General features: G+C 56.8%; 25 protein-coding genes and 1 riboswitch. Of the genes, 8 read left to right on the plus strand and 17 right to left on the minus strand.

Going from position 1 to position 25,278, the window contains the following annotated elements; genetic code table 11:
* Window positions 1–11: 11 nt before the first annotated feature.
* A complete protein-coding gene (locus AC2FLZ_RS05050; protein WP_480476813.1) occupies window positions 12–893 on the minus strand; it encodes a LysR family transcriptional regulator in 882 nt (293 codons plus the stop codon).
* Window positions 894–958: 65 nt separating this feature from the next.
* On the minus strand, window positions 959–2,056 hold the full coding sequence (gene ychF / locus AC2FLZ_RS05055; RefSeq protein WP_496881903.1) for a redox-regulated ATPase YchF: 1,098 nt from the start codon (window positions 2,054–2,056) through the stop codon (window positions 959–961).
* 200 nt (window positions 2,057–2,256) lie between these two features.
* Between ychF and AC2FLZ_RS05060 the strand changes: the two genes are divergently transcribed.
* The 7 genes from AC2FLZ_RS05060 to AC2FLZ_RS05090 all read left to right on the plus strand — a co-directional run bounded on the left by AC2FLZ_RS05060 (window position 2,257) and on the right by AC2FLZ_RS05090 (window position 8,278).
* Window positions 2,257–2,745, plus strand: a complete 489-nt coding sequence (locus tag AC2FLZ_RS05060) for an acyloxyacyl hydrolase (RefSeq protein ID WP_496881904.1) — start codon at window positions 2,257–2,259, stop codon at window positions 2,743–2,745.
* A 79-nt stretch (window positions 2,746–2,824) separates the two neighbouring features.
* Window positions 2,825–3,616, plus strand: coding sequence for a tryptophan synthase subunit alpha (trpA, locus tag AC2FLZ_RS05065; protein ID WP_480518752.1), 792 nt, complete (start codon window positions 2,825–2,827; stop codon window positions 3,614–3,616).
* A 145-nt stretch (window positions 3,617–3,761) separates the two neighbouring features.
* A complete protein-coding gene (locus AC2FLZ_RS05070) occupies window positions 3,762–4,928 on the plus strand; it encodes an alpha-hydroxy acid oxidase (protein ID WP_480546307.1) in 1,167 nt (388 codons plus the stop codon).
* Window positions 4,929–5,175: 247 nt separating this feature from the next.
* Entirely contained in the window at window positions 5,176–5,823 is a 648-nt protein-coding gene (locus AC2FLZ_RS05075; protein WP_480622797.1) for a 50S ribosomal protein L25/general stress protein Ctc, read from the plus strand.
* A 143-nt stretch (window positions 5,824–5,966) separates the two neighbouring features.
* Window positions 5,967–6,647 (plus strand): aminoacyl-tRNA hydrolase, encoded by a 681-nt coding sequence (gene pth, locus AC2FLZ_RS05080; protein ID WP_496881907.1) that lies wholly within the window; start codon window positions 5,967–5,969, stop codon window positions 6,645–6,647.
* An 83-nt stretch (window positions 6,648–6,730) separates the two neighbouring features.
* Window positions 6,731–7,894: a serine hydrolase domain-containing protein gene (locus AC2FLZ_RS05085; RefSeq protein ID WP_496881905.1), complete on the plus strand. Its 1,164-nt coding sequence runs from the start codon at window positions 6,731–6,733 to the stop codon at window positions 7,892–7,894.
* Between the two features lie 9 nt (window positions 7,895–7,903).
* Entirely contained in the window at window positions 7,904–8,278 is a 375-nt protein-coding gene (locus tag AC2FLZ_RS05090; RefSeq protein ID WP_480473780.1) for a DUF2237 family protein, read from the plus strand.
* A gap of 28 nt (window positions 8,279–8,306) precedes the next feature.
* Here the strand turns inward: AC2FLZ_RS05090 and AC2FLZ_RS05095 are convergent, their stop codons facing one another.
* The 6 genes from AC2FLZ_RS05095 to rpsA form a co-directional block, all read right to left on the minus strand.
* The gene (locus AC2FLZ_RS05095) at window positions 8,307–9,902 is read right to left on the minus strand and encodes an Ig-like domain-containing protein (protein WP_480554528.1); all 1,596 of its coding nucleotides are present in this window, start codon (window positions 9,900–9,902) and stop codon (window positions 8,307–8,309) included.
* Between the two features lie 758 nt (window positions 9,903–10,660).
* On the minus strand, window positions 10,661–11,908 hold the full coding sequence (gene trpB / locus AC2FLZ_RS05100; protein WP_480554530.1) for a tryptophan synthase subunit beta: 1,248 nt from the start codon (window positions 11,906–11,908) through the stop codon (window positions 10,661–10,663).
* A 98-nt stretch (window positions 11,909–12,006) separates the two neighbouring features.
* Entirely contained in the window at window positions 12,007–12,651 is a 645-nt protein-coding gene (locus AC2FLZ_RS05105) for a phosphoribosylanthranilate isomerase (protein ID WP_480473783.1), read from the minus strand.
* A gap of 5 nt (window positions 12,652–12,656) precedes the next feature.
* Window positions 12,657–13,007, minus strand: coding sequence for a lipopolysaccharide assembly protein LapA domain-containing protein (locus tag AC2FLZ_RS05110; protein ID WP_209505811.1), 351 nt, complete (start codon window positions 13,005–13,007; stop codon window positions 12,657–12,659).
* 7 nt (window positions 13,008–13,014) lie between these two features.
* Window positions 13,015–13,299 (minus strand): integration host factor subunit beta, encoded by a 285-nt coding sequence (gene ihfB, locus AC2FLZ_RS05115; RefSeq protein ID WP_050603110.1) that lies wholly within the window; start codon window positions 13,297–13,299, stop codon window positions 13,015–13,017.
* A 270-nt stretch (window positions 13,300–13,569) separates the two neighbouring features.
* A complete protein-coding gene (gene rpsA / locus AC2FLZ_RS05120; protein ID WP_480473784.1) occupies window positions 13,570–15,246 on the minus strand; it encodes a 30S ribosomal protein S1 in 1,677 nt (558 codons plus the stop codon).
* 629 nt (window positions 15,247–15,875) lie between these two features.
* On the opposite strand from rpsA, the gene AC2FLZ_RS05125 reads away from it, so the two are divergent.
* Entirely contained in the window at window positions 15,876–16,352 is a 477-nt protein-coding gene (locus AC2FLZ_RS05125) for a YHS domain-containing (seleno)protein (protein WP_480473785.1), read from the plus strand.
* Window positions 16,353–16,376: 24 nt separating this feature from the next.
* Here the strand turns inward: AC2FLZ_RS05125 and cmk are convergent, their stop codons facing one another.
* From cmk to AC2FLZ_RS05170, 9 genes are all read right to left on the minus strand, one after another.
* The gene (gene cmk, locus AC2FLZ_RS05130) at window positions 16,377–16,994 is read right to left on the minus strand and encodes a (d)CMP kinase (protein WP_480488256.1); all 618 of its coding nucleotides are present in this window, start codon (window positions 16,992–16,994) and stop codon (window positions 16,377–16,379) included.
* Window positions 16,991–18,337 (minus strand): 3-phosphoshikimate 1-carboxyvinyltransferase, encoded by a 1,347-nt coding sequence (gene aroA, locus AC2FLZ_RS05135; RefSeq protein ID WP_480488258.1) that lies wholly within the window; start codon window positions 18,335–18,337, stop codon window positions 16,991–16,993. Before aroA ends, cmk begins: the two co-directional genes overlap by 4 nt.
* 68 nt (window positions 18,338–18,405) lie before the next feature.
* Entirely contained in the window at window positions 18,406–19,116 is a 711-nt protein-coding gene (gene trmB, locus AC2FLZ_RS05140; protein WP_480473788.1) for a tRNA (guanosine(46)-N7)-methyltransferase TrmB, read from the minus strand.
* Window positions 19,117–19,210: 94 nt separating this feature from the next.
* Window positions 19,211–20,392 (minus strand): methionine adenosyltransferase, encoded by a 1,182-nt coding sequence (gene metK / locus AC2FLZ_RS05145; protein WP_480518737.1) that lies wholly within the window; start codon window positions 20,390–20,392, stop codon window positions 19,211–19,213.
* Window positions 20,393–20,397: 5 nt separating this feature from the next.
* Window positions 20,398–20,446: riboswitch (SAM-SAH riboswitch) on the minus strand.
* A 30-nt stretch (window positions 20,447–20,476) separates the two neighbouring features.
* Entirely contained in the window at window positions 20,477–21,991 is a 1,515-nt protein-coding gene (gene lnt / locus AC2FLZ_RS05150) for an apolipoprotein N-acyltransferase (RefSeq protein WP_480554532.1), read from the minus strand.
* A complete protein-coding gene (locus AC2FLZ_RS05155) occupies window positions 21,988–22,875 on the minus strand; it encodes a hemolysin family protein (RefSeq protein WP_480476819.1) in 888 nt (295 codons plus the stop codon). Before AC2FLZ_RS05155 ends, lnt begins: the two co-directional genes overlap by 4 nt.
* A 35-nt stretch (window positions 22,876–22,910) precedes the next feature.
* Complete coding sequence (ybeY, locus tag AC2FLZ_RS05160) at window positions 22,911–23,405, minus strand: rRNA maturation RNase YbeY (protein ID WP_480473791.1); 495 nt, start codon at window positions 23,403–23,405, stop codon at window positions 22,911–22,913.
* 36 nt (window positions 23,406–23,441) lie between these two features.
* Window positions 23,442–24,464, minus strand: a complete 1,023-nt coding sequence (locus AC2FLZ_RS05165; protein ID WP_480494855.1) for a PhoH family protein — start codon at window positions 24,462–24,464, stop codon at window positions 23,442–23,444.
* Window positions 24,465–24,600: 136 nt separating this feature from the next.
* Window positions 24,601–25,278 (minus strand): outer membrane protein (locus AC2FLZ_RS05170; RefSeq protein WP_496881906.1); only part of this gene is annotated, 678 nt, incomplete at its 5' end.

The raw sequence follows: 25,278 nt of genomic DNA on the forward strand, positions 1-25,278 counted from the left end.
ACGACGCCTTATCACCGCAAAGAGGTCACCACATCCCGCAAAGCCTTGACGGTTGGCAGCTCGGGATCCCGGCTGAGGGTTGCCAGACAAATCGGTTTGCTGACAACAGGTTCAATCAGCGGCAACACTTTCGTTCCCTTCAAATCGCCCAGCGCGCGCACCAAAACCCGAGGGACAACCGTCGCTGCCAGCCCTTCACGCACCATGACCATCGAAGCCGTGAAACCGCTGGTTTCGGCCACGATGTCAGGGTGCAGCCCCTGTTCGGCAAACACCCGGTCCAGAATTCGCCGGTTCTGCATCTGCGGCTCCAATAGGCTGAGCGGAAATTCTGCGACCTGCGCCCACGGAATCGGGCCGGTCTGGTCCGTCAAATGCGTGGGCACCAACAACACATAGGTTTCCTCGTAAAGGGGTTGAACCTGTCGGAAATCGGTACCGATGCTGTCACCATAGGTTACCCCGGCATCAAGGCTGCCTTCGTCCAGCCGGTGTTGAATTGCGGTGGCGGACATGGTTTCAATGCGTGTGACGATACGAGGATGCGCGTCACGCAGCCTTTTGACCAACCGCCCCGTGAAGGCGATTGCGGTCGGGATCACGCCAAGGATCAGTGTGCCCGTAATCTCGCCCTTGGCAGCAAGCACCTGCTGTTCCAGCGCCTTGGTGTCGTCCAGAATGCGCCGCGCCCGCTGGACGATCATCTCGCCCTCTTCGGTCAGCCCTTGAAAGCGGTTGGCGCGGCGGACGATGGAGACACCCAACCGATCCTCAAGATTGCGGATGCGCATAGAAAACGCAGGCTGTGAAATCCCGCACTCCTCGGCCGCCTTGGCAAAATGCCGATGCCGCGCCAAAGCGCTGAGCAGTTGCAGGTCGCGGATTTCGATCAAGGAAAGCTCCAATGCTGCGGATAAGGCAGGATACCCCGCTCACCCGACAGGAACAGCCCAATTGATCAGGTATTAAACAAAAAGTGCATCACATCGCCGTCCTTGACGATATAGCCTTTACCCTCTGCCCGCATCTTACCCGCCTCTTTCGCGCCGTGTTCGCCATTGGCAGCGACATAGTCGTCATAGGCGATGGTCTCGGCGCGGATGAAGCCCTTTTCGAAATCGCCATGGATCACACCTGCTGCTTGCGGTGCAGCGGTGCCGGTGCGGATGGTCCAGGCGCGGGCCTCTTTCGGGCCGACGGTGAAATAGGTTTCCAGCTTTAGCAGATCGTAACCGGCGCGGATCAGACGGTCGAGGCCGGGCTCTTCCAGTCCCATTTCCTCAAGGAACATCTGGGCTTCGTCCTCATCCAGCAGGCTGATTTCTTCTTCGATCTTGGCGCTGATGATGACATGGGCATTGCCCTGAGCAGCAGCCATATCGGCCACGCGGGCAGAGAATTCGTTGCCTTTTGCGGCGTCTTCCTCGGACACGTTGCAGACGTACAGAACCGGTTTGGTGGTCAGAAGTTGCAACATCGTCCACGCCTTGGCGTCTTCGTCGCTGACTTCGACCAGACGTGCGGGCTTGCCGCTTTCCAGCATGGCCTGCGCCTGGGCCAGCAGGCGATCCTGCTGTTGCGCTTCTTTGTCGTTGCCCTTCAGCTTGCGCACCAGATTGGCCCGACGCTTTTCGATGCTTTCCAAATCGGCCAGCATCAGTTCGGTTTCGATCGTGTCAGCGTCCGCAACCGGATCAACGCGCCCGTCTACATGTGTCACGTCGCCGTCTTCGAAACAGCGCAGCACATGGGCAATCGCATCAGTTTCGCGAATGTTCGCCAGAAACTGGTTGCCCAGCCCTTCGCCCTTTGACGCGCCTTTTACCAGACCCGCGATATCCACAAAAGTCATCCGCGTTGGGATGATCTGTTTTGAGGATGCAATCGCCGCCAGCTTGTCGAGGCGGGCGTCGGGAACCGCAACATCCCCGACATTTGGCTCGATGGTGCAGAACGGGAAGTTCGCGGCCTGCGCAGCTGCGGTTTTGGTCAGCGCATTGAACAGGGTCGACTTGCCGACATTCGGCAGACCCACGATTCCCATTTTAAAGCCCATCACGGCCTCCTGCATAGAATACGATCGCAGCTTCTATGCAGGTCCGCCTGATTGCGCAAGGGATTGCTGGCGGCTCTTTGGCAGAGTCAATTTCGCCACATCACAAAATTGTTTGGAAAACGTGTTCTTGCCGAAATTGAAAAACGACGGCTACGAATACCAGTTAATAGCGCACGATCACTTTTTGTTGGCGGACACAGATGAAACACTTTTTTCTTGCAACCGTACTGGCGGCAACGGCCTGCGCGTCAGCCCAAGCCCAGACCGTTGTTTTTGGTGCCGGATACGCGGACTATTCTGAAGACACATCTGAAGATCAGGGTCTGATCTCGATCGAATACCACCACACGCCATTTCATCAGGCCACGCGGTTTCGCGCCGGTTTGGGCGCGGCCCTAACCGTAGATGAGGATGGGGACACGTATATCGGCGCGGGCCTGATCGGGCAGTATGCGCTAAGCGATCGCTGGTTCGTGGAAGGCAGCGTGATGCCTGGGTATTATAACGCCAGCAACGACCTGAATGATCTGGGGGGCGATTTCCAGATTCGCAGCCTTTTGGGACTTGGCTATAACCTGAACAATGGCAATAGCGTATCTGTCGCACTTACCCATAAATCCAACGCCAGCACAAATGACGAGAACCCGGGCGTGAATGCCCTGCTGGTACGCTATCATCTGGGCTTCTGATCCATTCCTGTCTGGGCGGGATTGATTTTCGGTCAAAGTTTCTGCACATCAGGTCGAAACCCGAGTGCAAGGACATCCGATGACCCGTATCGACGCCAAGTTCGCCGCCCTGAAAGCCGAAGGCAAAAAAGCCTTTGTCGCCTATGTCATGGCCGGGGATCCCGACTATGACACTTCGCTTGAAGTGGTCAAAGGCCTGCCTGGTGCTGGCGTGGATGTTATCGAGCTGGGCCTGCCCTTTACCGACCCGATGGCCGACGGCCCTACTATTCAGGCCGCAGGCCAACGTGCGCTTGAGCGGGGCATGACCTTGCAACGCACATTGGATCTGGCACGAACGTTTCGGGAAACGGACGATACAACCCCCATTGTCCTGATGGGGTATTACAACCCGATCTACAGCCGGGGTGTCGACGCGTTTCTGGCCGATGCAAAAGCGGCAGGGATTGACGGTTTGATCGTGGTGGACCTCCCCCCCGAAGAGGACGCAGAACTCTGCCTGCCCGCGCAAGCGGCAGGTCTGAATTTTATTCGCCTTGCGACCCCCACTACGGATGACAAACGCCTGCCACGCGTTCTGCAAAACACTTCGGGCTTTGTTTATTATGTCTCGATCACCGGGATCACTGGCGCAGCCGAGGCAGAAGCAACCGATGTTGGCCCCGAGGTTGCCCGCATCAAGGCCGCGACCGATCTGCCGGTGATCGTGGGGTTCGGGATCAACACGCCTGAGAAATCGCGCAATATTGCCTCGGTGTCGGATGGCGCGGTGGTCGGGTCAGCGATCGTCAGCCAGATCGGCGCAGGTAAACCTGTGGCCGACGTGCTGACCTTTGTGAAATCTCTTTCGGATGGCGCGCACAGCGCCTGATTTCGCAGCCAACATGCGAGAATGATGACCCGTCGCGGATACCGCGGCGGGTTTTTTGTGACCCTTCACTGTGACGTCAAGACATTGCAGCCTTGGGAATGAATTGGTAAGGAAAACTAACCAAAGTGAGCGGAGCCCTGTTTTCATGCCTGTGATCACCAATATCGAAGACCTCAAACGCATATATGAACGCCGCGTGCCTCGTATGTTCTATGACTACGCCGAAAGCGGCAGCTGGACAGAACAGACCTTTCGCGACAACAGCACCGACTTCGAAAAAATTCGCCTGCGCCAAAGGGTTGCGGTCGACATGTCCGGTCGGTCGACAACTTCGCAAATGATTGGCGAAGACGTTTCAATGCCCGTGGCGCTTGCCCCGGTCGGGTTGACGGGGATGCAACATGCAGACGGAGAGATGAAGGCCGCCAAAGCCGCCGAGGAATTTGGTGTACCCTTTACGCTGTCCACCATGTCCATCAACTCGATCGAAGATGTGGCCGGGTATACCGACAAGCCATTCTGGTTCCAGCTTTATACAATGAAAGACACGGACTACATCAACCGCCTGATCCAGCGGGCAAAAGATGCCAGATGTTCCGCACTGGTGATCACGCTCGACCTGCAAATTCTGGGCCAACGGCACAAGGACCTGAAAAACGGTCTGTCGGCCCCGCCCAAACTGACGGCAAAAACCATCGCCAACCTGATGACCAAATGGGTATGGGGCATTGAAATGCTGCGGGCCCAGCGGCGCGAGTTCGGCAACATCGTGGGGCATGTGCATGGTATTTCGGACGCATCGTCATTGGGGGCCTGGACCGCAGAACAGTTCGACCCCAGCCTTGACTGGTCCAAGGTTGAAAAACTGATGGAGCAATGGGGCGGGAAAGTGATCCTCAAGGGCATCCTTGATGCAGAGGACGCAAGGATGGCCGCCAAGCTGGGTGCCGATGCAATTGTCGTGTCAAACCATGGTGGGCGTCAGCTTGACGGCGCGCTAAGCTCAATTCGTGTCCTGCCCGAGATCATGGATGCGGTCGGTGGCGATATCGAGGTGCATCTGGACAGCGGCATCCGGTCCGGGCAAGACGTGCTCAAAGCCTTGGCGCTTGGGGCCAAAGGGACCTATGTTGGCCGCGCGTTTGTGTATGGTCTGGGTGCCATGGGTCAGAAAGGTGTCACCACGGCGCTTGAGCTGATCCAGAGGGAGCTTGACACTACAATGGCGCTTTGTGGTGAGAAAAACGTGGCCGCGTTGGGGCGTCACAATCTGCTGATACCTGAAAACTTCGGGGGCCGCTGGCAAGCGTAACCGGTCAAACAGGGGGGCTCTGCCCCCGACGCCCGTTCCGGGCGCCTCCCCCGGGATATTTTTGGCCAGATGAAGCTGGGGATCCTTCATCCGTCCGCCAGATCGACACTCCGGGATAGGCGGTGGAACCCAGCTGAACGCATGGCAAGATTACCTCTTTCCAAATCGGGTGAATCAAGCTAAGGACGCGGCTTCACGCGGGTATACAGCCTTGGAGGATGCCCGCCCTAACATTGGAGAATATATCATGGCTGGTGAGATTCCTGATCTCGTAGCTCTGGAACGGACGGGGACAGGCAAGGGCGCCGCTCGTCAGGCACGCCGCGACGGCATGGTTCCGGGCATCGTATTTGGTGGTGACAAAGATCCGTTGCCAATCCAGATCCCGTTCAACGTCCTGTTCAAGCGCCTGAAAGCGGGCCGGTTCAAGTCGACTTTGTGGAACCTGAAAATTGAAGGCCACGATGACGTGCGCGTCATCTGCCGCGACGTTCAGCGTGATGTCGTCAAAGACCTGCCGACCCATCTGGACCTGATGCGCCTGCGCCGGACCACCAAGATCGCGTTGTTCATCCCCGTTGAGTTCATCAATGAAGGGGTGGCCCCAGGCATCAAAAAGGGTGGCGTTCTGACCGTTGTCCGCCCGGAAGTCGAACTGATCTGCACCGCCGGTGACATTCCTGAAAAGATCACTGTTGATCTGACCGGTCTGAACATCAATGACGTCGTGACCATTTCGTCGGTTGAACTGCCTGAGGGCACCAAACCGACCATCGATCGTGACTTTGTGATTGCCAACATCTCGGCGCCGACTGGTCTGTCCACCAGCGACGACGATGAAGATGGTGAAGTTGCAGCCGATGAAGTCGAAGTTGTCAGAAAAGAAGAAGAATAAGTCTGGAACAATGTTTCCGACTTTGAAGCGGGGCTCGGGTGAGCCCCGTTTTTTTTTGCGGGTTCAGTCATCAGGCCTGACTGGATTTCCTGGCAATTTCCGGGCATGAAATGGCTTTGGAGCTACAGAGGCAAAACGGAAACATGAAGCTGTTTGTTGGATTGGGAAACCCGGGCCAGAAATATGCCCGGAACCGGCACAATATCGGGTTCATGGCCCTGGACCGGATCGCAGAGGATCACGGGTTTGGCCCCTGGAAATCGAAGTTTCAGGGCGAGATTTCGGAAGGTCGACTTGGCACCGAGAAAGTCCTGCTGTTGAAACCGCAAACCTACATGAACCGTTCGGGTCAATCCGTCGGCGAGGCGATGCGGTTTTACAAGCTCGACTCCACCGACGTTGTTGTGTTCCATGACGAGCTGGACCTTGCTCCGGGCAAGCTGCGTGTCAAGGCAGGGGGCGGGCACGCCGGGCACAACGGTCTGCGCTCGATCCATGAGCATATCGGGGCGGCTTATGATCGCGTGCGCCTTGGGATCGGGCATCCGGGCCGCAAGGAAATGGTGTCGGGATATGTCCTGAACGACTTTGCAAAATCCGAAGCCGAATGGCTGGGCGACGTTCTTTGGGGTGTTTCGGACGGAGCACCCTACCTGGCACAGGACGAGGGCGGCAAGTTCATGAATGCGGTTGCATTGCGCACTGCCCCGCCGCGATCATCAAAGAACGCTGCCCCAAAAACCGACACACCTTCAACAGGCGCACCCGACGCCGCGGACGATGACCGGTCGGCGATGCAGAAGCTTTTGGACAAATTCAGGTAGCACGTCGGCCTCTTTCCGTTACGTAGAGGTTGCGGAATGTGATCTCCCGCGTTCCAATACCGCCCAACTAGGGAGGCAATGCGATGAAATCCATCTTGAAGTGGGTGCTGCGCATCGTGCTGGCGCTGGTTCTGGCCGCCACTGCCGTCGGGCTGTGGAAACGCGAAGAGTTGCAGCGCCTTTTAGCCGTAAACTCTTTATTTTCTGAAGAGAAGATCGTTCACAATTTCTCGCACATGGACGAAGCTTTTCTAACCGTGAACCTGCCGCGTGGCGACGCACCTACCTGGGACCTGCCTTATGGCGAAGGGTTCGAGCTGCCGGAGGGAACCGACAGCTGGATCGATGAACGCGCGGTCACGTCGTTGCTGGTTATGCAGGACGGCAAAATCAGGTTCGAGGAATATTATCTTGGAACCGGGTCTGATGACCGGAGGATTTCCTGGTCGGTCGCCAAAAGCTATCTTTCGGCGCTTTTCGGTATCCTGCTGCAAGAGGGTGCAATCGGGTCGTTGGATGACCCGGTTGTCAAATATGCGCCCAAACTGAAGGGCAGCGCGTATGAGGCTGCATCGATCCGCAACGTGCTGAACATGGCAAGCGGCGTGACGTTTGATGAAGATTATCTCGACCCAAATTCCGACATCAATCGGATGGGGCGTGTGGTTGCGCTGGGTGGTGAGTTGGACGATTTCGCAGCCTCGCTGCGGGACAGCTTTGCGACGCCGGGTGAAACCTGGCAATACGTGTCGATCGACACCCATGTTCTGGGCATGGTGATACGCGGTGCGACCGGGCGGAACGTGGCAGACCTTCTGACGGAAAAGATACTTCAACCGTTGGGGCTGGAGCGGGACGGATACTACATCACTGATGGTGCAGGGGTCGCTTTTGTTTTGGGTGGCCTCAACTTCACCACGCGTGATTTCGCCCGGTTCGGACAAATGATCCTTCAGGACGGCATCGCGAACGGAAATCAACTGGTTCCTGCCGAATGGATTTTCGAAGCCACCCAACCCAGCGCACCGACCGCACAAGGAGAGATCGGGTACGGGTATCAATGGTGGATTCCCCGCGGCGCACATGAAGGAGAGTTTCTGGCCCGCGGTGTCTATGGTCAGTACATCTATTTCAACCAGCCCAGGGGCGTTCTAATTGTGACAACTGGTGCAGACAGGCTGTTCCGTGAACCCAGCGTAAATGATCTTAACATCGAAATGTTCCGCAAGATTGCGGAAAGTCTGTAAGATGCCATTATGCAGAAACAAGACAGTGTAAATGTACTGGGTGGCTTTTTGGCCCCTTGCTCACGCGACCCTTTGACAGGGTTTTTCCGGGATGGCGCGTGCAATACCTGCGCCGAGGATCAGGGTAGTCACACAGTCTGCGCCGTGATGACAGCCGAATTTCTGGCGTTCTCAAAATATGTGGGTAATGATCTGAGCACGGCACGGCCCGAATTCGGCTTTCCCGGCCTTCGCCCAGGTGACAGCTGGTGTTTATGTGCAAGCCGGTTTTTGCAAGCTCATGACGAAGGATGTGCGCCACAGGTTCATCTGGAGGCGACACATCAACGCGCGCTTGAGATCGTACCGCTCGACATTCTGCTCCAAAACAAGGCGAAGACCTGACGGACTCCCAAAATAGCACACGGCGGATTCAGAATGCCATTTGCCAGATCAGGCTGACACTGTAGTTTTCAAATCCGCTTTCACCGATACCATCATAGAACAGATTTGCGGCCAGAAGGCTGTCGTTTTCCAGTCGGTAGTCAAAACCCAGATCAGCGCGTGCACGGGCCGTATCCCCTATCGGTGTCACGCCAGGAACAGTGCCTGTGCCGGATGTTGTGCTCCAAATACCAGATAGACCACCGGTCAGCATCATCTGACCGCGCGACACTTGGATTGGATGGCTGAAATCCATGCCCAACCGTGCGGTGGTCAGGCTGAAATCCTGCTGCGGAATCAGGTTGCCCAGACTATCAGTATAAGTCTCCTGATTGTCGCTGGCATAGCTGATGTCCAGCAACGGCATAAGCGTCAGGTTCCCGCGCTTCATCTCTCCGGTTACGCGCGACTGGATCAGCCAGCGCTCGCTATCGAAACTGTCGGTATAGGTGCCCAGCGGGGAAATATCGTTATCGGCCTGACCGTACAGAACGCGCCCCTCGAAAAACACCGGCTGGCTAGGTAGTTTTGCGACGACATAAGGCCCGACCAGCCACCCTGTGCCATCCACGCTGGCCGGGCCGTTTTCGGTTTCGGCATAGTCGATCTGCAACATGGCACCGATCAGAAGGTTCGAGTTCACCCAGCCATGCGCCCCCACCACGGCCAAGGCATAAGAACTGTCGTAATCGTTTTGCGAGCTCCAGTTACCGGACAGATTGAACCAGACCGGTTGAGTTGGATCACTTGCAAATTTCAGATACCCCGATCCCTGCGTCACTGATGAGTCCAACGCACCTGATCCCGATTGCTGAAGAAACTGCGTCAGCTCTGGCTGATTGGTCACAAGGCTGTTGGCCCGGGCGTTCTGAAAGGCCTGCACCAGTCGCTGTGTATCCGTTACGCCCTGTTGTGTGCTGACCCTGTTGGATGCAAGATTCAGGTTCCCGGCGGCATCAGAAAAAACGCCAGCGGGAATAAACAGCTCAATTGTACCGTTATTTTGCGCAGTCAACGTTGCGACATAATTGGTTCCGGACCCTGTCAGGGTGGCTGAAGCATTGGTAACCGACAAGTCGCCCACTGTGAAATCTGTGCTGGGTTCACTAAGTGTGATCACCGCTTGGAACGTACCGTTGCCGATTGTTGTCAGTGCACCGATTGAGGCCGTCGGCTGCGTCGTGTCGGCCAAAGTCCGCGTGTTGATAATCTGGGTATTCGTGACGCCGGACAGCGCGATTTCATAAAGGTAAAGCGGCCCTCCGACGGTTTCGCGCGCGGTGAACATGACTCCAAGATAGCCATCAGTGGCGTAAGTGGAGTCCGCTCCGTTCTGGCTGAGTATCGTCGCGCCAATATACCCCAGATTGGCCAATCCTGCCGGCGTTATAGCAGGTTGAGTCAAAACACCATTGTTGAAATAGAACGATCCTCCGGGGCCTTCTCCCGAAACGCCCAAAGACATAAACGCTGTTGCAGTGCCTTGGAGATTGGAAAAGAAAATCTGCCCGCCGTTAGGTGTTGCGACTGTCTGGGACGGAAAGGACGGGTTGCCAAATGCCAGACCCTCTTTGACGCTTCCCATCAAAAGCGCGGAAACCAGAAGACAGAGACATGACAGCCTCGTGATTGCGGACCAAACCATATTACCTCCTACAGCACCGCGTGGGTGCCAAACACCAGAGTGCCCGGGGTCAAAATCACATCCCAAGCAGCGTCATCCTTGCCCCGTCTTCGCAGAGACATCCCCAGAACCGGCGGCAAATCGCCGGTTAATGAGAAGTTAATTCAATTGGAAGACGCTGTATAGAACGCTGCGGGATTCAACTAGGGCGTGCGGACCACACAGTGTTGTTGGAACAACCGGGTTTTGACCTGAACCAACTCTCAGACAGCTTGAAACACCCAATTTTTACTGTGTCGTCGCGTGGAGAAAGAACCGTGAGACAGGCAGCGCTTGAAATTCGTCTGCAAAGACAGAAGGGACATAATCGCTGTCAGTTCAGCATTTTTGCAACAGTGTGGCTCCAGTTGCTACACTGACCACCATTTGGAAACCTTCTGGCACAAGTTGAACAGGGCGATATCGCTTGTGGACGATTCTTTGCACGGGCTCCATCGGGTCCAAAAGGATCGCTTGCGAGGGCGAGCACGCGTGACAAAACCGGATGCCGCGCCAGGGCAGGAACAACATCCGGCTGCGCCCGGAAAAACAGCAATCAGATTCGAAAGCCATTTCAAAGGGGCATTACAATCACGGGTGGACCGACGGGTTTTCCCCGCTACTTGTTCGATCAAGATTGTCAACCGGGGCATGTGGCCCCGGTGCGGTCCTGGTTGAAATCACCCTGCAGTGCGGCCTTCGGTGTCTGACATATCGAAGTTCAGATATTTTGCGACGGTCTGAACATCCTTGTCACCGCGTCCGCACATATTCATGCAGATCAGGTGGTCCTTGGGCAACTCGGGCGCGATCTTCATGACATGCGCCAGGGCGTGGCTGGGTTCCAGAGCTGGAATTATTCCCTCGGTGGCACAGCACAGCTGGAATGCCTCAAGCGCTTCCGTGTCGGTAATCGAGACGTAAGTCGCGCGACCGACCTCATGCAACCAGGAATGCTCGGGGCCGATACCCGGATAGTCCAGACCGGCCGAGATCGAATAGCCTTCCAGAATCTGCCCGTCATCATCCTGCAACAGATAGGTCCGGTTGCCATGCAGCACACCCGGGCGACCGCCTGTCAGCGAGGCACAATGCTCCATCTTTTCGTTCACACCTTTACCGCCGGCCTCAACACCGATGATGTTGACGTCCTTGTCATCAAGGAAAGGATAGAACAGGCCCATCGCGTTCGAGCCGCCACCGATAGCCGCAATGATCGTATCCGGCAGGCGGCCTTCGGCCTTCATCATCTGCTCTTTCGCTTCCTTGCCAATGATCGACTGGAAATCACGCACCATCGCCGGGTATGGGTGCGGACCGGCCACTGTTCCGATGCAGTAGAACGTATCGCGCACATTGGTCACCCAGTCGCGCAGCGCGTCATTCATCGCGTCCTTCAGCGTACCACGACCCGAAGTGACCGGAATCACCTCGGCCCCCAGCAAGCGCATACGAAACACGTTCGGGGCCTGACGTTGCACGTCATGGGCACCCATATAAACGATGCATTTCAGACCAAATTTCGCACAGACCGTGGCTGTCGCGACACCGTGCTGCCCTGCCCCGGTCTCGGCAATGATCCGGGTCTTGCCCATGCGTCGCGCCAGAATGATCTGGCCCAGCACGTTGTTGATCTTGTGTGCGCCGGTGTGGTTCAGCTCATCACGTTTCAGATAGATCTTCGCCCCGCCCAGATGCTCGGTCAGGCGTTCCGCGTAATACAGGGGCGAGGGACGGCCCACATAGTTGGCCCACAGATCATCCATCTCGGCCCAGAAGGTCGGATCATCCTTGGCTTTGTTGTATTCCTCTTCCAGTGACAGGATCAGCGGCATCAGCGTTTCGCTGACAAAACGCCCACCGAATATGCCAAAGCGCCCTTGCTCGTCAGGGCCGGACATGAAGGAATTGAAAAGATCGTTGGCCATGGGTGTCTCCCTCGTCGTACCTGACTGTCATAGGTGGTCGTCGCGGGATTTGCCATGGCAAAACGCACCATATTGCCCCCTTGCGGAGGCAAACAAAATCAGCGTGTCGCGTCAATAAATGCCTGTATCAGTCCCGCGTCCTTTACGCCCGGCGCGCTTTCAACACCCGACGCCACATCGACTTGCCGCGCACCAGTCATGCGGATCGCCTCAGCGACATTGTCCGGGTTGAGACCACCGGACAACATCCACGGCCTGCGCCAGTATTTGCGACCTGCCAGCAGCCGCCAGTCAAAAGGAAGACCGTTGCCTCCGGGAAGTTCCGAATTCTTCGGCGGCTTTGCATCGATCAGAAGCTGGTCTGCAACTTCGGAATACAGATCAATCGCTGCCAAGTCCTCGGCCTCCGCCACACCGATCGCCTTGATGACGGGCAGGCCATAGCGCTGCTTGACCTCTGCCACACGCTCGGGGCACTCTCCGCCGTGAAGCTGCAACATATCCAGCGGAACCCCAGCGACAATCTCATCAAGCTGCGCGTCCGAGAAATTCACGGCCAGAGCGACCTTGGCAACGCCGACTGGTACTTCGGCGGCCAAGGCCGCGGCTTGCGGTATTGGTGCGTAACGGGGCGATTTGGGAAAAAAGTTGAACCCGACATAGCGCGCGCCGGCTTCAACCGCAGCACGCACATGTTCTGATGCGGTCAAACCGCAGATTTTAACGGATACATCGGTAGACATAAGCCTCAGCTGGCCTCGTCGAGTAGGGCCAGAATATCATCCTTACCCTCGTTCTGCTTTTTCTTGAGCTTCTTGACTTCGCGTTCAAGCTTGCGGACCTCGCCTTTTTTCACGGTCGCATCGCGGCGGTGTTTATGTTCCCGCAGCCATTCCCACATGAAACCGATGATCAAACCGGCGACAACGCCACCGAGAACGACCAGAAAAAGCGGTAAAGAGGTACTGACGTTAAAGCCCAGAAGCTCGGCCAGAGCATCGGGCATCAGTTTCAGTTCAACAGACTGAACATTCGCCAAGGACACGGAAATCAGAACGATCCCGAGAGTCCCAAGAAAAGCATATCGAAGGTAACGCATCATGAGGTCAGGCTTTACCGTTCAAACGATCCCTGAGCAACTTGCCAGTTTTGAAAAATGGTACACATTTTTCCTCGACCTGAACGGTTTCACCGGTACGGGGGTTGCGCCCTACGCGGGCATCCCGCTTTTTCACCGAAAACGCGCCAAAGCCACGCAGTTCGACCCGGTCGCCGCGCGCCATGGCATCGGTGACTTCTTCGAACACGGTGTTCACAATCCGCTCGACATCACGCTGATAGAGATGCGGGTTTTCGTCAGCGATTTTCTGAATCAGTTCTGAACGGATCATTCGAGATACCCTCCCAGGCAGCCGGTGTGACAGGTCTACTGTTTTGACAGTATAGGAAAAAACCCAGAACGGGGGAACGGATACTCTGCGTGTTGATGCCTTATTTTGCCATATTCTCACGCGAAATTTTGCCCGACAGGCCGATTTACACACTTCAAGCGCGAACAATATCGAGTTTTAGCAGTGTGTTTGGAACATGTTGATTCGCAACAAAAACGGCCCCGCACTTCCATGCGAGGCCGTAAATCATACTTGGGATGCGCCCCGGGCTTAGTCGCCCGACTTCAGCGCTGCACCCAGAATGTCGCCCAGCGACGCGCCCGAGTCGGAAGAACCGTACTGTTCCACGGCTTCTTTCTCTTCGGCGATCTCGCGTGCCTTGATCGACAGGCCCAGACGGCGGGTCTTGCTGTCAACGTTGGTTACGCGGACATCAACCTTGTCACCGACCGAGAAACGCTCGGGGCGCTGTTCGGAACGGTCACGCGACAGGTCGGAACGGCGGATGAACGACTTCATGCCTTCGTACTCGACCTCGATGCCGCCATCTTCGATTGCGGTCACTTCGACAGTGATGACCGAGCCACGCTTCACGCCGCCAACGGCTTCTGCGAACTTGTCACCACCCAGAGCTTTGATCGACAGCGAGATACGTTCTTTTTCGACATCCACTTCCGAGACAACGGCCGAAACCATGTCGCCTTTGCGGTAGTTCTGGATTGCATCCTCGCCACGTTCGTCCCAGGACAGGTCCGACAGGTGAACCATGCCGTCGATGTCGCCCTCGAGGCCAATGAACAAACCAAATTCGGTGATGTTCTTGACTTCGCCTTCGACCTCGGTGCCCTCGGGGTGTGTTTCTGCAAACACTTCCCATGGGTTGCGCTGAGTCTGTTTCAGGCCCAGAGACACGCGGCGTTTGGCGCCGTCGATTTCCAGAACCATGACGTCGACTTCCTGGCTGGTCGAGACGATCTTGCCGGGGTGGACGTTTTTCTTGGTCCAGGACATCTCGGACACGTGCACCAGACCTTCGACACCGGCTTCCAGTTCGACGAATGCGCCGTAGTCGGTGATGTTGGTGACGCGACCCTGATGGACCGAGCCCAGCGGGTACTTGGCGGCAACCAGATCCCACGGATCTTCCTGAAGCTGCTTCATGCCCAGGCTGATGCGGTGAGTGTCTTTGTTGATCTTGATGACCTGAACCTTGATGGTTTCGCCGATCGTCAGGATCTCAGACGGGTGGTTTACACGGCGCCATGCCATGTCAGTGACGTGCAGCAGGCCATCAACGCCGCCCAGGTCAACAAATGCACCATATTCGGTGATGTTCTTGACCACGCCCTCGACGTTCTGACCTTCGGTCAGGTTGCCGATGACTTCGGCGCGCTGTTCGGCACGCGATTCTTCCAGGATTGCGCGACGCGACACAACGATGTTGCCACGGCGGCGGTCCATTTTCAGAATCTGGAACGGCTGCTTCAGACCCATCAGCGGGCCTGCGTCGCGTACGGGGCGTACGTCAACCTGCGAACCAGGCAGGAATGCAACTGCGCCACCCAGATCGACGGTGAAGCCACCTTTGACGCGGCCAAAGATTGCACCATCGACACGCTGGTCGTCGGCATATGCTTTTTCCAGACGATCCCATGCCTCTTCGCGGCGGGCCATCTCGCGCGAGATGACGGCTTCGCCACGGGCGTTTTCTGCGGCACGCAGGTAAACTTCGACCTCGTCGCCGACAGCGATTTCAGGGGCTTCGCCGGGATTTGCGAATTCTTTCAGATCAACGCGGCCTTCCATTTTATAGCCGACGTCGATGATGGCTTGACCGGCTTCAATCGCCAGGATCTTGCCTTTGACAACAGAACCCTCTTCGGGCGTGTCCATTTCGAAGCTTTCGTTCAGGAGGGCTTCGAATTCCTCCATGGATGTGTTAGCCATGTGGCGTTCATTTCCTTTACAGTACGTTTTTGCTGGCCGAGCGGTTGTCTCCGCCGGTCTTGTTTCATGACGTCTTCAGGCGTGATCCGGTGCGCCCCGAGCAAACAAACACAAAGGGCCGAGTTAACCCGGCCCTGCTCAGAAACGTCATCCGGACGTTGACCGCCCTTGTATCGACAGCGCGCGTATAGGCTGAATCTTGAACCGGTGCAAGTGCAAAGCCTATGGTGCGCGGCAGCGCGCGCAGGAACTCCTGCCTAGCGCTGATCCCCAATGCAAGATGGCAACCTGAATGATAACAGGTTCTGACTGAAAAAGTCTGCATGGTCCGCGGCAGGTTCTTGCCCGAAGGAATCTTGGTACCGGGAACCGAACCACGCGGCTAAGCCTCAGCATGCAACGCAAAGGTGATATGTCTCAACTTTTCGCGCGTCACGCGGCGCCCGGCTTCCTGCGTCACAGGATGGATGGTGGAGAATTGGAGAGTGAACGCCAACCATTCGACTGTTTGTACGATCTGCAAGATTTGGTGACGTATCTGAGATTAAACGTTCCGTATCCTTTCCCTAATTTAGCTTTATCGGTCGACAAAGAGGTCGACCAGAAACCAGAACCAAAAGGAAAATATTATGAAATCTCTCATCTTTGCCGCCATGGCGACTGCAATTGCCCTGTCCACCCCGGCCTTTGCCGCTGACGAAATCAACGTGTCCAACGGCATTTCAGCCGCTGGTGCGCCACTGGCCGCACATGGCGTTGATCTGGTTGCATTGGTCAATGATGGCAACCCGGTCGAAGGCTTCGCCACTCACTCGTCAACTTATGACGGAGCCTCCTATTATTTCACGTCCGCCGCGAACCGTGAAGCGTTCGAGGCAAACCCTGCTGCATACCTGCCGCAGCATGGTGGCTTCTGTTCATTCGGCGTATCGGTCGGCAAGAAGTTTGACGGTGACCCGGATCAATACCTTGTCGCAGACGGAAAACTGTTTCTGTTCCTGAACGCGGAAACCCGGGCAGCCTTTTTGAAGGACGTTGTCGCCACCGCAAAGACGGCGGATGACCAATGGGCGAATATCAAAACCGTCGCCGTGGGCGAGCTGTAAGACCTGCCCCGTTTGCCTGCGGCGTTAACGCGTCGCGGGCAGTTTTGCGTTGATCACCTCAAGGGCTTTGGCCAACGCCGCCTCGATACTCAAATCGGTGGTGTCCAACCGCACGGCATCCTCAGCGGGTTTCATCGGAGCGGTGCTGCGCTCAGCATCTCGCGCATCCCGTTCTCTGACATCTGCCAGAACCTGTTCACGGGTTACGTCAGCGCCTTTTGCACTTAGCTCCAGGAAGCGTCGCTCGGCGCGCACTTCAGCACTGGCTGTTACAAACAGCTTCACTTCGGCATTCGGACAAATCACCGTGCCGATATCACGACCGTCCAGAACGGCCCCACCTGCCCTGCGGGAAAAAGCGCGCTGAAAATTGACCAAGGCCGCACGAACTTCCGGAAGAACCGCCACTTTGGAAGCTGCCTGCGCAATCTCGGCGGTGCGCAGGTCGCCTTGTTCAAGTTCTTCCGCTGTCAGGGCCTGTGCGGCCTCAAGCGCGTCAACCCCTTCCAGGGTCCGCCTTCCGACAGCGCGATACAGCAAGCCCGTGTCCAGATGGGCAAAGCCGAAATGCGCCGCCACAGCCTTGGATATCGTGCCCTTGCCCGCAGCCGCTGGTCCGTCAATGGCAACCGTGAAACTCACGTGCGCTGTACCTTTGCGCCCAGCGACGCCATCAGTGGTTCAAAGATCGGGAACGACGTTGCAATCGGGCCACCATCATCCACGCTTACGGGATTCTGCGCCCCCATACCCATCACCATGAACGACATGGCAATGCGGTGATCCAGAAAGCTTTCGCAGGTGCCGCCGCCCGGAACGTTGCCGATGCCCAGCCCTTCAACCGACCACCAGTCGTCGCCTTCAGCGACTGTCACCCCGTTGGCGCGCAGGCCACGGGCCATGGCGTCAATCCGGTCGCTTTCCTTCACGCGCAGCTCTTTCACGCCGCCCATCATCGTTGTGCCTGTGGCATTTGCAGCCACCACAGACAGAACCGGGTATTCATCAATCATCGAGGCGGCACGCTCGGAAGGAACGTCGATGCCTTTCATGTTGGGCGAGTACTTGGCGCGCAAATCGGCAACCGGCTCGCCCCCTTCTTCGCGTTCGTTTTCATAGGTCAGATCAGCGCCCATCTCGCGCAAGGTTGTAAAAAGGCCCGCGCGTGTGGGGTTCAAACCGATCCCCGGCACCAAAACATCCGATCCAGGTGTGATCAATGCCGCGCAAACCGGAAAAGCCGCGCTGGACGGATCGCGCGGTACAGCGATGACCTGTGGCTTCAGCTCCGGGCGACCGGTCAGAGTGATAACACGGCCCTCGTCGGTATCCTCGACCGTGATTTCGGCACCAAATCCAGCCAGCATCCGTTCGGAATGGTCACGCGTAGCCTCTTTCTCGATCACAACGGTCTTTCCGGGGGCATTCAGACCCGCCAAAAGTACGGCGGATTTCACCTGCGCCGACGGCACAGGAACTTCGTATCGCACAGGGGTCGGGTCCGCAGCGCCGACGATGGTCATCGGCAAGCGCCCGCCGGATCGCCCAACCGATTGTGCCCCAAACAAGGCCAGAGGGTCAGTCACCCGCGCCATGGGGCGTTTGTTCAGACTGGCATCACCGGTAAAGGTCGCCGTGATCGGAGAGGTCGCCATCGCCCCCATGATCAGCCGCACACCGGTTCCCGAGTTGCCACAGTCGATCACCTGACCCGGTTCGGCGAAGCCACCGACACCCACGCCGTGCACTGTCCATTCCCCGTTTCCGTGCTCTGTGACCTCAGCGCCGAAGGCACGCATCGCCTTTGCGGTATCCAGTACGTCTTCGCCTTCCAGCAAACCCGAAATCCTGGTTTCACCCACGGCCATCGCACCAAGGATCAGCGACCGGTGCGAAATCGACTTGTCGCCGGGCACCTCGGCCGTGCCGGTCAGCGGGCCGCAGGGATGCGAGGTCATCGGGATGGGCGTGCCGTGTCCGGACATGAGGGCTCCTTTTGCGCTATCAGTGCTCAAGCCGATTAGCGAATTGACGCCCGTTGGTCCAGCGGCAATCAGCCTTTGCGTCGGAAGGTCAGGTAGTGAGGTGTCCGACCCTCGCGCAGCGCCTTCTGTTCGTATCGCGTGGAGATCCAGTCGCCCCACGGCTCGCGCCAGTCAGAAGGGCGTTCGGCCAGCCATTCAAACCCGGCGCGCGGAACCTCTTCCAAGGTCTGACGCACATAATCGGGAATGTCAGTTGCAACCCGGAAGATCGCCCCGGGTTTCAGCACTTTCGCCAGCGGTTCAAGATGTTCCTGGGTTACAAATCGACGGCGATGATGCCGCGTTTTGGGCCATGGGTCGGGATAGAGAAGGAACGCGCGCGAAATGCTGGCCTCTGGCAGCACGTCGAACAGATCGCGCACATCGCCGGGGTGCACGGCAAGGTTTTCAACACCTGCCTGACGGATTCTGCCCAGCAGCATGGCAACACCGTTGATGTATGGCTCGGCCCCGATGATGCCAATGTCAGGATTGTTTTGCGCCTGGTGCACCAGATGCTCACCACCTCCGAAGCCAATTTCCAACCAGACCGGCTTGCCGCCGAACAGATCGTTCAGGTCCAGTGGCTTGCGTTCGGGATTCGAGGCCCAGTCCACGGCGCCGGGCGACAAGGCGGCCAGATCTTCGTTCAGATAGGTCTTTTGACTGGGCTTCAGGGTCTTGCCCTTGAAGCGGCCATAAAAGTTTCTGCGCGGGCGTTGTGGGGTCTCTGTGCTCATGGCGGTGGCCATACTGCGCAGTGGAGTACGTTGCAAGGGCGTGCACCGCCCCAAAAAAAGCGCGCCCCTGAAGGCGCGCTTTGGATTTTTCAGATCAAACTGCGGATTTCAGCGCGTCGACCAGATCAGTGCGTTCCCAGCTAAAACCGCCATCCGCATCCGGTTCGCGGCCAAAGTGACCGTAAGCCGCTGTACGCTGGTAGATCGGCTTGTTCAGCTGAAGGTGCTGACGAATGCCGCGGGGTGTTAGATCCATGACCTCACCAACTGCTTTTTCGATAGCAGCATCGTCGATCTGGCCCGTGCCATGCGTGTCTGCATAGATCGACAGCGGCTTCGATACGCCAATGGCATAGCTCAACTGAATGGTGCAGCGCTCGGCCATACCGGCGGCTACGACGTTTTTCGCCAGATAGCGCGCGGCATAGGCCGCCGAACGGTCAACCTTGGTCGGGTCTTTGCCCGAGAATGCGCCGCCACCATGCGGGGCTGCGCCACCATAGGTATCCACGATGATCTTACGACCGGTCAGACCAGCGTCGCCATCCGGCCCGCCAATAACGAATTTTCCGGTCGGGTTGACGTGCCATTCGGTATCAGCCGACAACCAGCCTTCGGGCAGAGTTTCACGGATATAAGGTTCAACGATGGCGCGGATGTCATCCGACGTCAGCGCCTCGTCCAGATGCTGCGTCGACAGAACGATCGAACTGACGCCGACCGGTTTGCCGTTTTGATAAACGACCGACAATTGAGATTTCGCATCCGGCCCCAGTGCAGGCTCGGTGCCGTTCTTGCGCACTTCGGCCAGACGCCGCAGGATTGCGTGCGAATACTGGATCGGTGCCGGCATAAGCGCAGGCGTCTCGGTTGTCGCGAAGCCGAACATGATGCCCTGGTCGCCAGCGCCTTCGTCCTTGTTGTCCGCGGCATCCACGCCCTGCGCGATATGGGCGGATTGTTCGTGCAGAAGGTTTGTAACCTCGACGGTTTCGTGGTGGAATTTGTCCTGCTCATATCCGATATCTTTCACGCACTCGCGCGCGATCTCTTCGATGCGGCCCATGTAGTCGTGCAGTTTGTCCTTGTCCGACAGACCAACTTCGCCACCGATAACGATGCGGTTGGTCGTGGCAAAGGTTTCGCAGGCCACGCGCGCTTCAGGCTCTTCATTCAGAAATGCATCAAGGACAGCATCTGAGATACGGTCACAGACCTTATCCGGATGCCCTTCAGAAACGGATTCCGAAGTAAAAGTATAGTTCTGTCGGGACATAAATGTGCTCCATTAAGGTTTCTCCGCCACGCCAGGAAGCCGTTGTGGCAGACCACAGACGCATACGCTTGCCCAAAGTTGGGGTCAATCTCTAATTGCCCGGTTGCCGCGGGTACCAAACAGCGCCATTGCCAGAATAAACAGTAAGACAACAACGATCGGACTGTCCCCGATACGTGCATAAGTCGTGCGACGGTGTGGTTGCGGCAGCACGGCGTCCACATATCCAGCCTCACCCAGAGCCAACGACGCAGTCAAACGACCCAATGGGTCAATCATGGCCGATATACCGGTATTGGCCGAACGGATCATCGGCAAGCCCTGCTCAATTGCCCTCATCCGGGCTTGCACCAGGTGTTGAAACGGTCCCGACCGAGTTCCAAACCAGGCGTCATTTGTGATTTGCAGCAAGAAATCAGCCCGACCCGGCGCACCGTTCACATCTTGCGGGAAGACGGCTTCGTAGCAAATCAGTGGCAACGCCTTTCCCAGCTTGCCGAGGTCCAACAGGGCAGGGCCCGGCCCCGCGCTGAACCCGTGCCCGGTTGTAGTTGCCAGACCACTGATCCCGAAACGCCCCATCAGATCACCCAAGGGGACATATTCGCCGAATGGCGCCAGATGGTGTTTGTCATACACCCCTGCCAGACGCCCGGTTTCATCCAGATAGATCAGCGAGTTGAAAATCCTCGGACCTTCTGCGCGCTGAATCCCCAGTATCACCGGCGCACCCTGCGCGGCATCCGCAATAGTCGACAGAAACGGTTGTGCGCTGCCCAACCATGCGGGAACCGCGGTCTCGGGCCAAACAATCAGGTCAGGTCTAGGAGAGGCTGCAGTATACTCAACCTGACGCGCAAAAAACAAAGGCGCATATGCCGGATCCCATTTTTGATGCTGAGGGGCATTCGGCTGGATCACGCGAACCAGATGCGAACTACCCTGAACGACGGGTCGCGTCGACCCGTAGGCAATCGCCATCGCTGCCATAACGCCGGTAAAACTCAGAGTCCGCACCAAACCGTCCAAGGGTTTGTCCTGCACCAATGCCGCGCCAATTAGGAATGTTGCGGCAAAGGTCAGCACATTCAACCCATACGGCCCGACCAGAGACAGCATCTGCGCCACTGGCGTGTCCACCCAGATTTGCGCGACCCCAGCCCATGGAAAGCCGGTCAACACATATCCCCGCGCCACTTCGGCCAGGGACAAAACTGCAACCAGTAATATGCCTTGACGAACTGGCGTGGCACCAATTCTGCGCGACAGGCCGAATGCAGAGGCCCAGAACAAGGCCAGCCCGCCCGCCATGAACACCAACGCAAACGGGGCCATCCAGGCATGGCGTTCAGCATCTACCTGAAACGGCTCAATGATCCAGCCGAGGGCATGGGCAAAATAGCCGGTCGCGAAGGCCCAGCCGACCCATGCCGCCCGGCCTCGGGTTTCGCTGGCAAGGAAGATCGGGACAATCAGGACAAGAACCAAAACGGTTGCGCCCCAATACAGATGAGGTGCCTGACCAAACGCGCCTACCCCGCCAAGGGCGGCACCGGCCAACAATCTCAACGATAATGGCCAGCCCCGTACTGGGGTCATGCAGCAACGTCCGGCAGCATGACGCGCAGCCGTTTGATACGGCGTGGATCGGCTTCGATCACTTCGAATTCCGGACCCTCTGGATGAATGACAACTTCACCCCGCGCCGGAACGCGGCCGGAGAGCATAAACACAAGCCCGCCCAGAGTATCGATTTCCTCTTCGTCGACGTCTTCATGACTGGTCAGAGACCGGCCAATCTCGGCCTCGAAATCTTCGAGCGGCACACGCGCCTGCACCACATAACATCCGGGCTTTTCCTGCACCCAAAGCTGGTCTTCATCCGCATCGTGCTCGTCAGCGATTTCGCCGACGACCTGCTCGATCAGGTCTTCGATCGTGAGCAGTCCATCAACGCCGCCATATTCATCAATCACCAATGCCATGTGACGCCGCTCGGTTTGCATCTTGGTCAACAAGACGCCGATTGGCATGGATGGCGGCACGAACAATAGCGTCCGCAGCATCGAGGTCAGATCAAACTCTTTGCCGCCACCGTTGAAACCGTGGGTCAGGGCAAAATCCTTGAGATGAACAAAACCAAGCGGTGTATCCAAGGTTCCCTCATAGACAGGAATCCTTGACATACCACTGCTCCGGAAAACATCCGCCAGTTCATCTTTTGTGATCGTTGAAGGTACCGAGACGATTTCAGCGGTAGGGATGGCAACATCCTCAACGCGCATCCGGCGCAGGTTAATCATCCCGCGTGGCTGCGCCACAGCCGCGTTTTGTCCGTTCACCGTCTGGTCCGGTTGAGTATCATCGCTCGAAAACACTTCGAGGATTCGAGAAAACAGACCGGTTTTCTCTTCCGTTTCAGTACTGCTGTCCTGAGGTTGCGCGCTTTGCGCCGCCCTAGAACTGCCTTCTATATCGCCCATTACCTTGTTCCAACTGATCGGGTCTTGAACCCACATTATACCTTATATGGGTCATCAATACCCAATTTGCCAAGTATCTTGACCTCAATCCCTTCCATCAAGGTGGCATCGGGGTCACGAATGTGATCATAACCCAGCAAATGCAACGTTCCGTGAACAAGCAAATGGGTCACATGGTCACTCATTGCCTTGTTGGCCTCGGCCGCCTCGCGGGCACAGGTGTCATAGGAAATCGCAATATCGCCCAGAACAATCTCGCCGGTAAAATCCGGCTCTGGCAGGCGTGGTGATTGCCCTGGCTCATCCGGAGCTAGGTCTTCCGCAGGCCAGCTCAGCACATTGGTGGGCGTCGGTTTACCGCGAAATTCTGCGTTCAGTTCTGAAATCCGCGCATCGTTGCATCCCAATATACTGACTTCGCACTGCTCCGGGGCCAATCCGCAATGGGTCAGAACGGCGTTAATCGCCTTTTGTGACAAGACCTCAAGATCTTGCCACCTTTCGTCTTCGAAAATGAGTTCCAGGGTCATCTTACCGCGCAACAGCCTCGTTAGCGGGCTATGTGTTCACGTGGTTTCACGGCCCGCATCGGCCTCATACGCCTCGATGATCGCAGCGACAAGCGGGTGACGCACCACGTCTTTCGAGGTGAAGTAGTTGAAGCTGATATTCGGGATTGTTTTCAACAACCTCTCAGCATCCGCCAAGCCCGATTGAACGCCACGCGGCAAATCGACCTGTGACCGGTCGCCAGTTATGACCATGCGGCTTCCTTCGCCCAGACGAGTCAGGAACATCTTCATCTGCATCGTGGTGGCGTTTTGCGCTTCATCCAGAACCACAAATGCGTTGGCCAGCGTACGACCGCGCATAAAGGCCAGCGGAGCGATTTCGATTCGTTTTTCTTCGATCAGCTTGGCCAACTGTTTTCCGGGCAGAAAATCGTTCAGCGCGTCATAAAGCGGCTGCATGTAAGGGTCGACCTTGTCCTTCATGTCACCCGGCAGATAGCCCAGTTTTTCGCCCGCCTCGACCGCCGGACGGCTCAGGATGATTCGGTCCACATGCCCGCCGATGAACATCGAAACCCCGACCGCCACCGCCAGATAGGTCTTACCCGTCCCCGCCGGACCAATTCCAAAGGCCAGCTCATTCTTGAACAGTGACTGGACATAGGCTTTCTGGGCGTCGGTGCGCGGTTCAACCAACTTCTTGCGGGTTTTGATCTCGACCGAACCGCCCTTGAACATCTCAAGCTGATCGCCATCGCGGCTACCGGTTCCCTGTTCCGAAACACCCATCCGCAACTCGCGATCGACGTCTGCGGCCTCAACCTCGCGCCCACCTTCAAGCCGAGTGTAAAGCGATTGAAGCACCTCAACCGCCTGTTTCTGAGCATCTTCATCGCCCATCACAACAAGCTGATTGCCGCGGCGTACAATCTGGACCGAAAGCTTGGTTTCGATCTCAGCCAGATTGCGGTCATATTCACCGCACAGGTCAATCAGCAATCGGTTGTCGGGAAATTCTACGAACGCCTCGTGTTGGGGCATTTCATCTTGCGGTGGGGTCAGGGCACCGATGGCCAATCCGCTCTCCTGTCTTGGCTGTTCACCCCGAGCGTAGACAACAAATCTTGGTAGGCGCAAGCCACAGTTTAAAAAATAAATGCTGAGATGTCATAACAGCCGATTTAACGGTGATTGGTTGCCGATTGGATGAACATCAGAAGGTGTAATTCAGCCCGAATCTTAATCCGCTGTATTTTGGTGTGGACTTTGTGGAGAAGCCAGAACTGAACTGGATGTCTTTTGATTGGAACTGGACATATTCATATTCGCCCGTAATCGACCAATTGTCGGACAACCTATGCTCGGCCCCTATGCTTGCCGAATAGCCGTTCCGCCGATCTGACACCGGGAAATTCTGAACCGAGGTGGCCGATGCAATACTGTTGGTTGTTTCCACATCGCCCCACAGATATCCGACGCTAAAAAAATACAGAATTCGTCCGCTGCGGTTCGTCAGACCATTGCGAAATCGGACTGCCAGAACATCCGATATCTTTGTTCCGCCCTGCACATTGACGCTGCCGATCCGCCTGCTGACAGTGTCGTCAAGAGATCCGAATTCATACCCGATTTCGAAGCCGTAGACATAGTCGCGCCCTTCCCTTGCAGGTAAAATGCCACGCCAGCCGCCCCGGACCCCCCCGTATGCTCCCGACAAATCCTGATCACCGATATCAAACTGTCCGCCGGGTGTTGTCAGGCCAAATCGATCGTCCCCACCAGCGCCATAACCACCAGTAAGCCCCAGATAAAAAGCACTGACATCGCTGCTGAATCTTTTCGGGCTGACCACTTCCGGATCGCTTATCTCACCTTTCAAATCACCGGCAAT

This window comes from Ruegeria sp. YKSF131 (genome assembly GCF_059612645.1).

What these genes read in the sequence shown, in the direction of transcription:
- ychF (WP_496881903.1), bottom strand. Translation starts at nt 2,056, where the DNA reads ATGGGCTTTAAAATGGGAATCGTGGGTCTGCCGAATGTCGGCAAGTCG.
- AC2FLZ_RS05060 (WP_496881904.1), top strand. Translation starts at nt 2,257, where the DNA reads ATGAAACACTTTTTTCTTGCAACCGTACTGGCGGCAACGGCCTGCGCG.
- trpA (WP_480518752.1), top strand. Translation starts at nt 2,825, where the DNA reads ATGACCCGTATCGACGCCAAGTTCGCCGCCCTGAAAGCCGAAGGCAAA.
- AC2FLZ_RS05070 (WP_480546307.1), top strand. Translation starts at nt 3,762, where the DNA reads ATGCCTGTGATCACCAATATCGAAGACCTCAAACGCATATATGAACGC.
- AC2FLZ_RS05075 (WP_480622797.1), top strand. Translation starts at nt 5,176, where the DNA reads ATGGCTGGTGAGATTCCTGATCTCGTAGCTCTGGAACGGACGGGGACA.
- pth (WP_496881907.1), top strand. Translation starts at nt 5,967, where the DNA reads ATGAAGCTGTTTGTTGGATTGGGAAACCCGGGCCAGAAATATGCCCGG.
- AC2FLZ_RS05085 (WP_496881905.1), top strand. Translation starts at nt 6,731, where the DNA reads ATGAAATCCATCTTGAAGTGGGTGCTGCGCATCGTGCTGGCGCTGGTT.
- AC2FLZ_RS05090 (WP_480473780.1), top strand. Translation starts at nt 7,904, where the DNA reads ATGCAGAAACAAGACAGTGTAAATGTACTGGGTGGCTTTTTGGCCCCT.
- AC2FLZ_RS05095 (WP_480554528.1), bottom strand. Translation starts at nt 9,902, where the DNA reads ATGGGAAGCGTCAAAGAGGGTCTGGCATTTGGCAACCCGTCCTTTCCG.
- trpB (WP_480554530.1), bottom strand. Translation starts at nt 11,908, where the DNA reads ATGGCCAACGATCTTTTCAATTCCTTCATGTCCGGCCCTGACGAGCAA.
- AC2FLZ_RS05105 (WP_480473783.1), bottom strand. Translation starts at nt 12,651, where the DNA reads ATGTCTACCGATGTATCCGTTAAAATCTGCGGTTTGACCGCATCAGAA.
- AC2FLZ_RS05110 (WP_209505811.1), bottom strand. Translation starts at nt 13,007, where the DNA reads ATGCGTTACCTTCGATATGCTTTTCTTGGGACTCTCGGGATCGTTCTG.
- ihfB (WP_050603110.1), bottom strand. Translation starts at nt 13,299, where the DNA reads ATGATCCGTTCAGAACTGATTCAGAAAATCGCTGACGAAAACCCGCAT.
- rpsA (WP_480473784.1), bottom strand. Translation starts at nt 15,246, where the DNA reads ATGGCTAACACATCCATGGAGGAATTCGAAGCCCTCCTGAACGAAAGC.
- AC2FLZ_RS05125 (WP_480473785.1), top strand. Translation starts at nt 15,876, where the DNA reads ATGAAATCTCTCATCTTTGCCGCCATGGCGACTGCAATTGCCCTGTCC.
- aroA (WP_480488258.1), bottom strand. Translation starts at nt 18,337, where the DNA reads ATGTCCGGACACGGCACGCCCATCCCGATGACCTCGCATCCCTGCGGC.
- trmB (WP_480473788.1), bottom strand. Translation starts at nt 19,116, where the DNA reads ATGAGCACAGAGACCCCACAACGCCCGCGCAGAAACTTTTATGGCCGC.
- metK (WP_480518737.1), bottom strand. Translation starts at nt 20,392, where the DNA reads ATGTCCCGACAGAACTATACTTTTACTTCGGAATCCGTTTCTGAAGGG.
- lnt (WP_480554532.1), bottom strand. Translation starts at nt 21,991, where the DNA reads ATGACCCCAGTACGGGGCTGGCCATTATCGTTGAGATTGTTGGCCGGT.
- AC2FLZ_RS05155 (WP_480476819.1), bottom strand. Translation starts at nt 22,875, where the DNA reads ATGGGCGATATAGAAGGCAGTTCTAGGGCGGCGCAAAGCGCGCAACCT.
- ybeY (WP_480473791.1), bottom strand. Translation starts at nt 23,405, where the DNA reads ATGACCCTGGAACTCATTTTCGAAGACGAAAGGTGGCAAGATCTTGAG.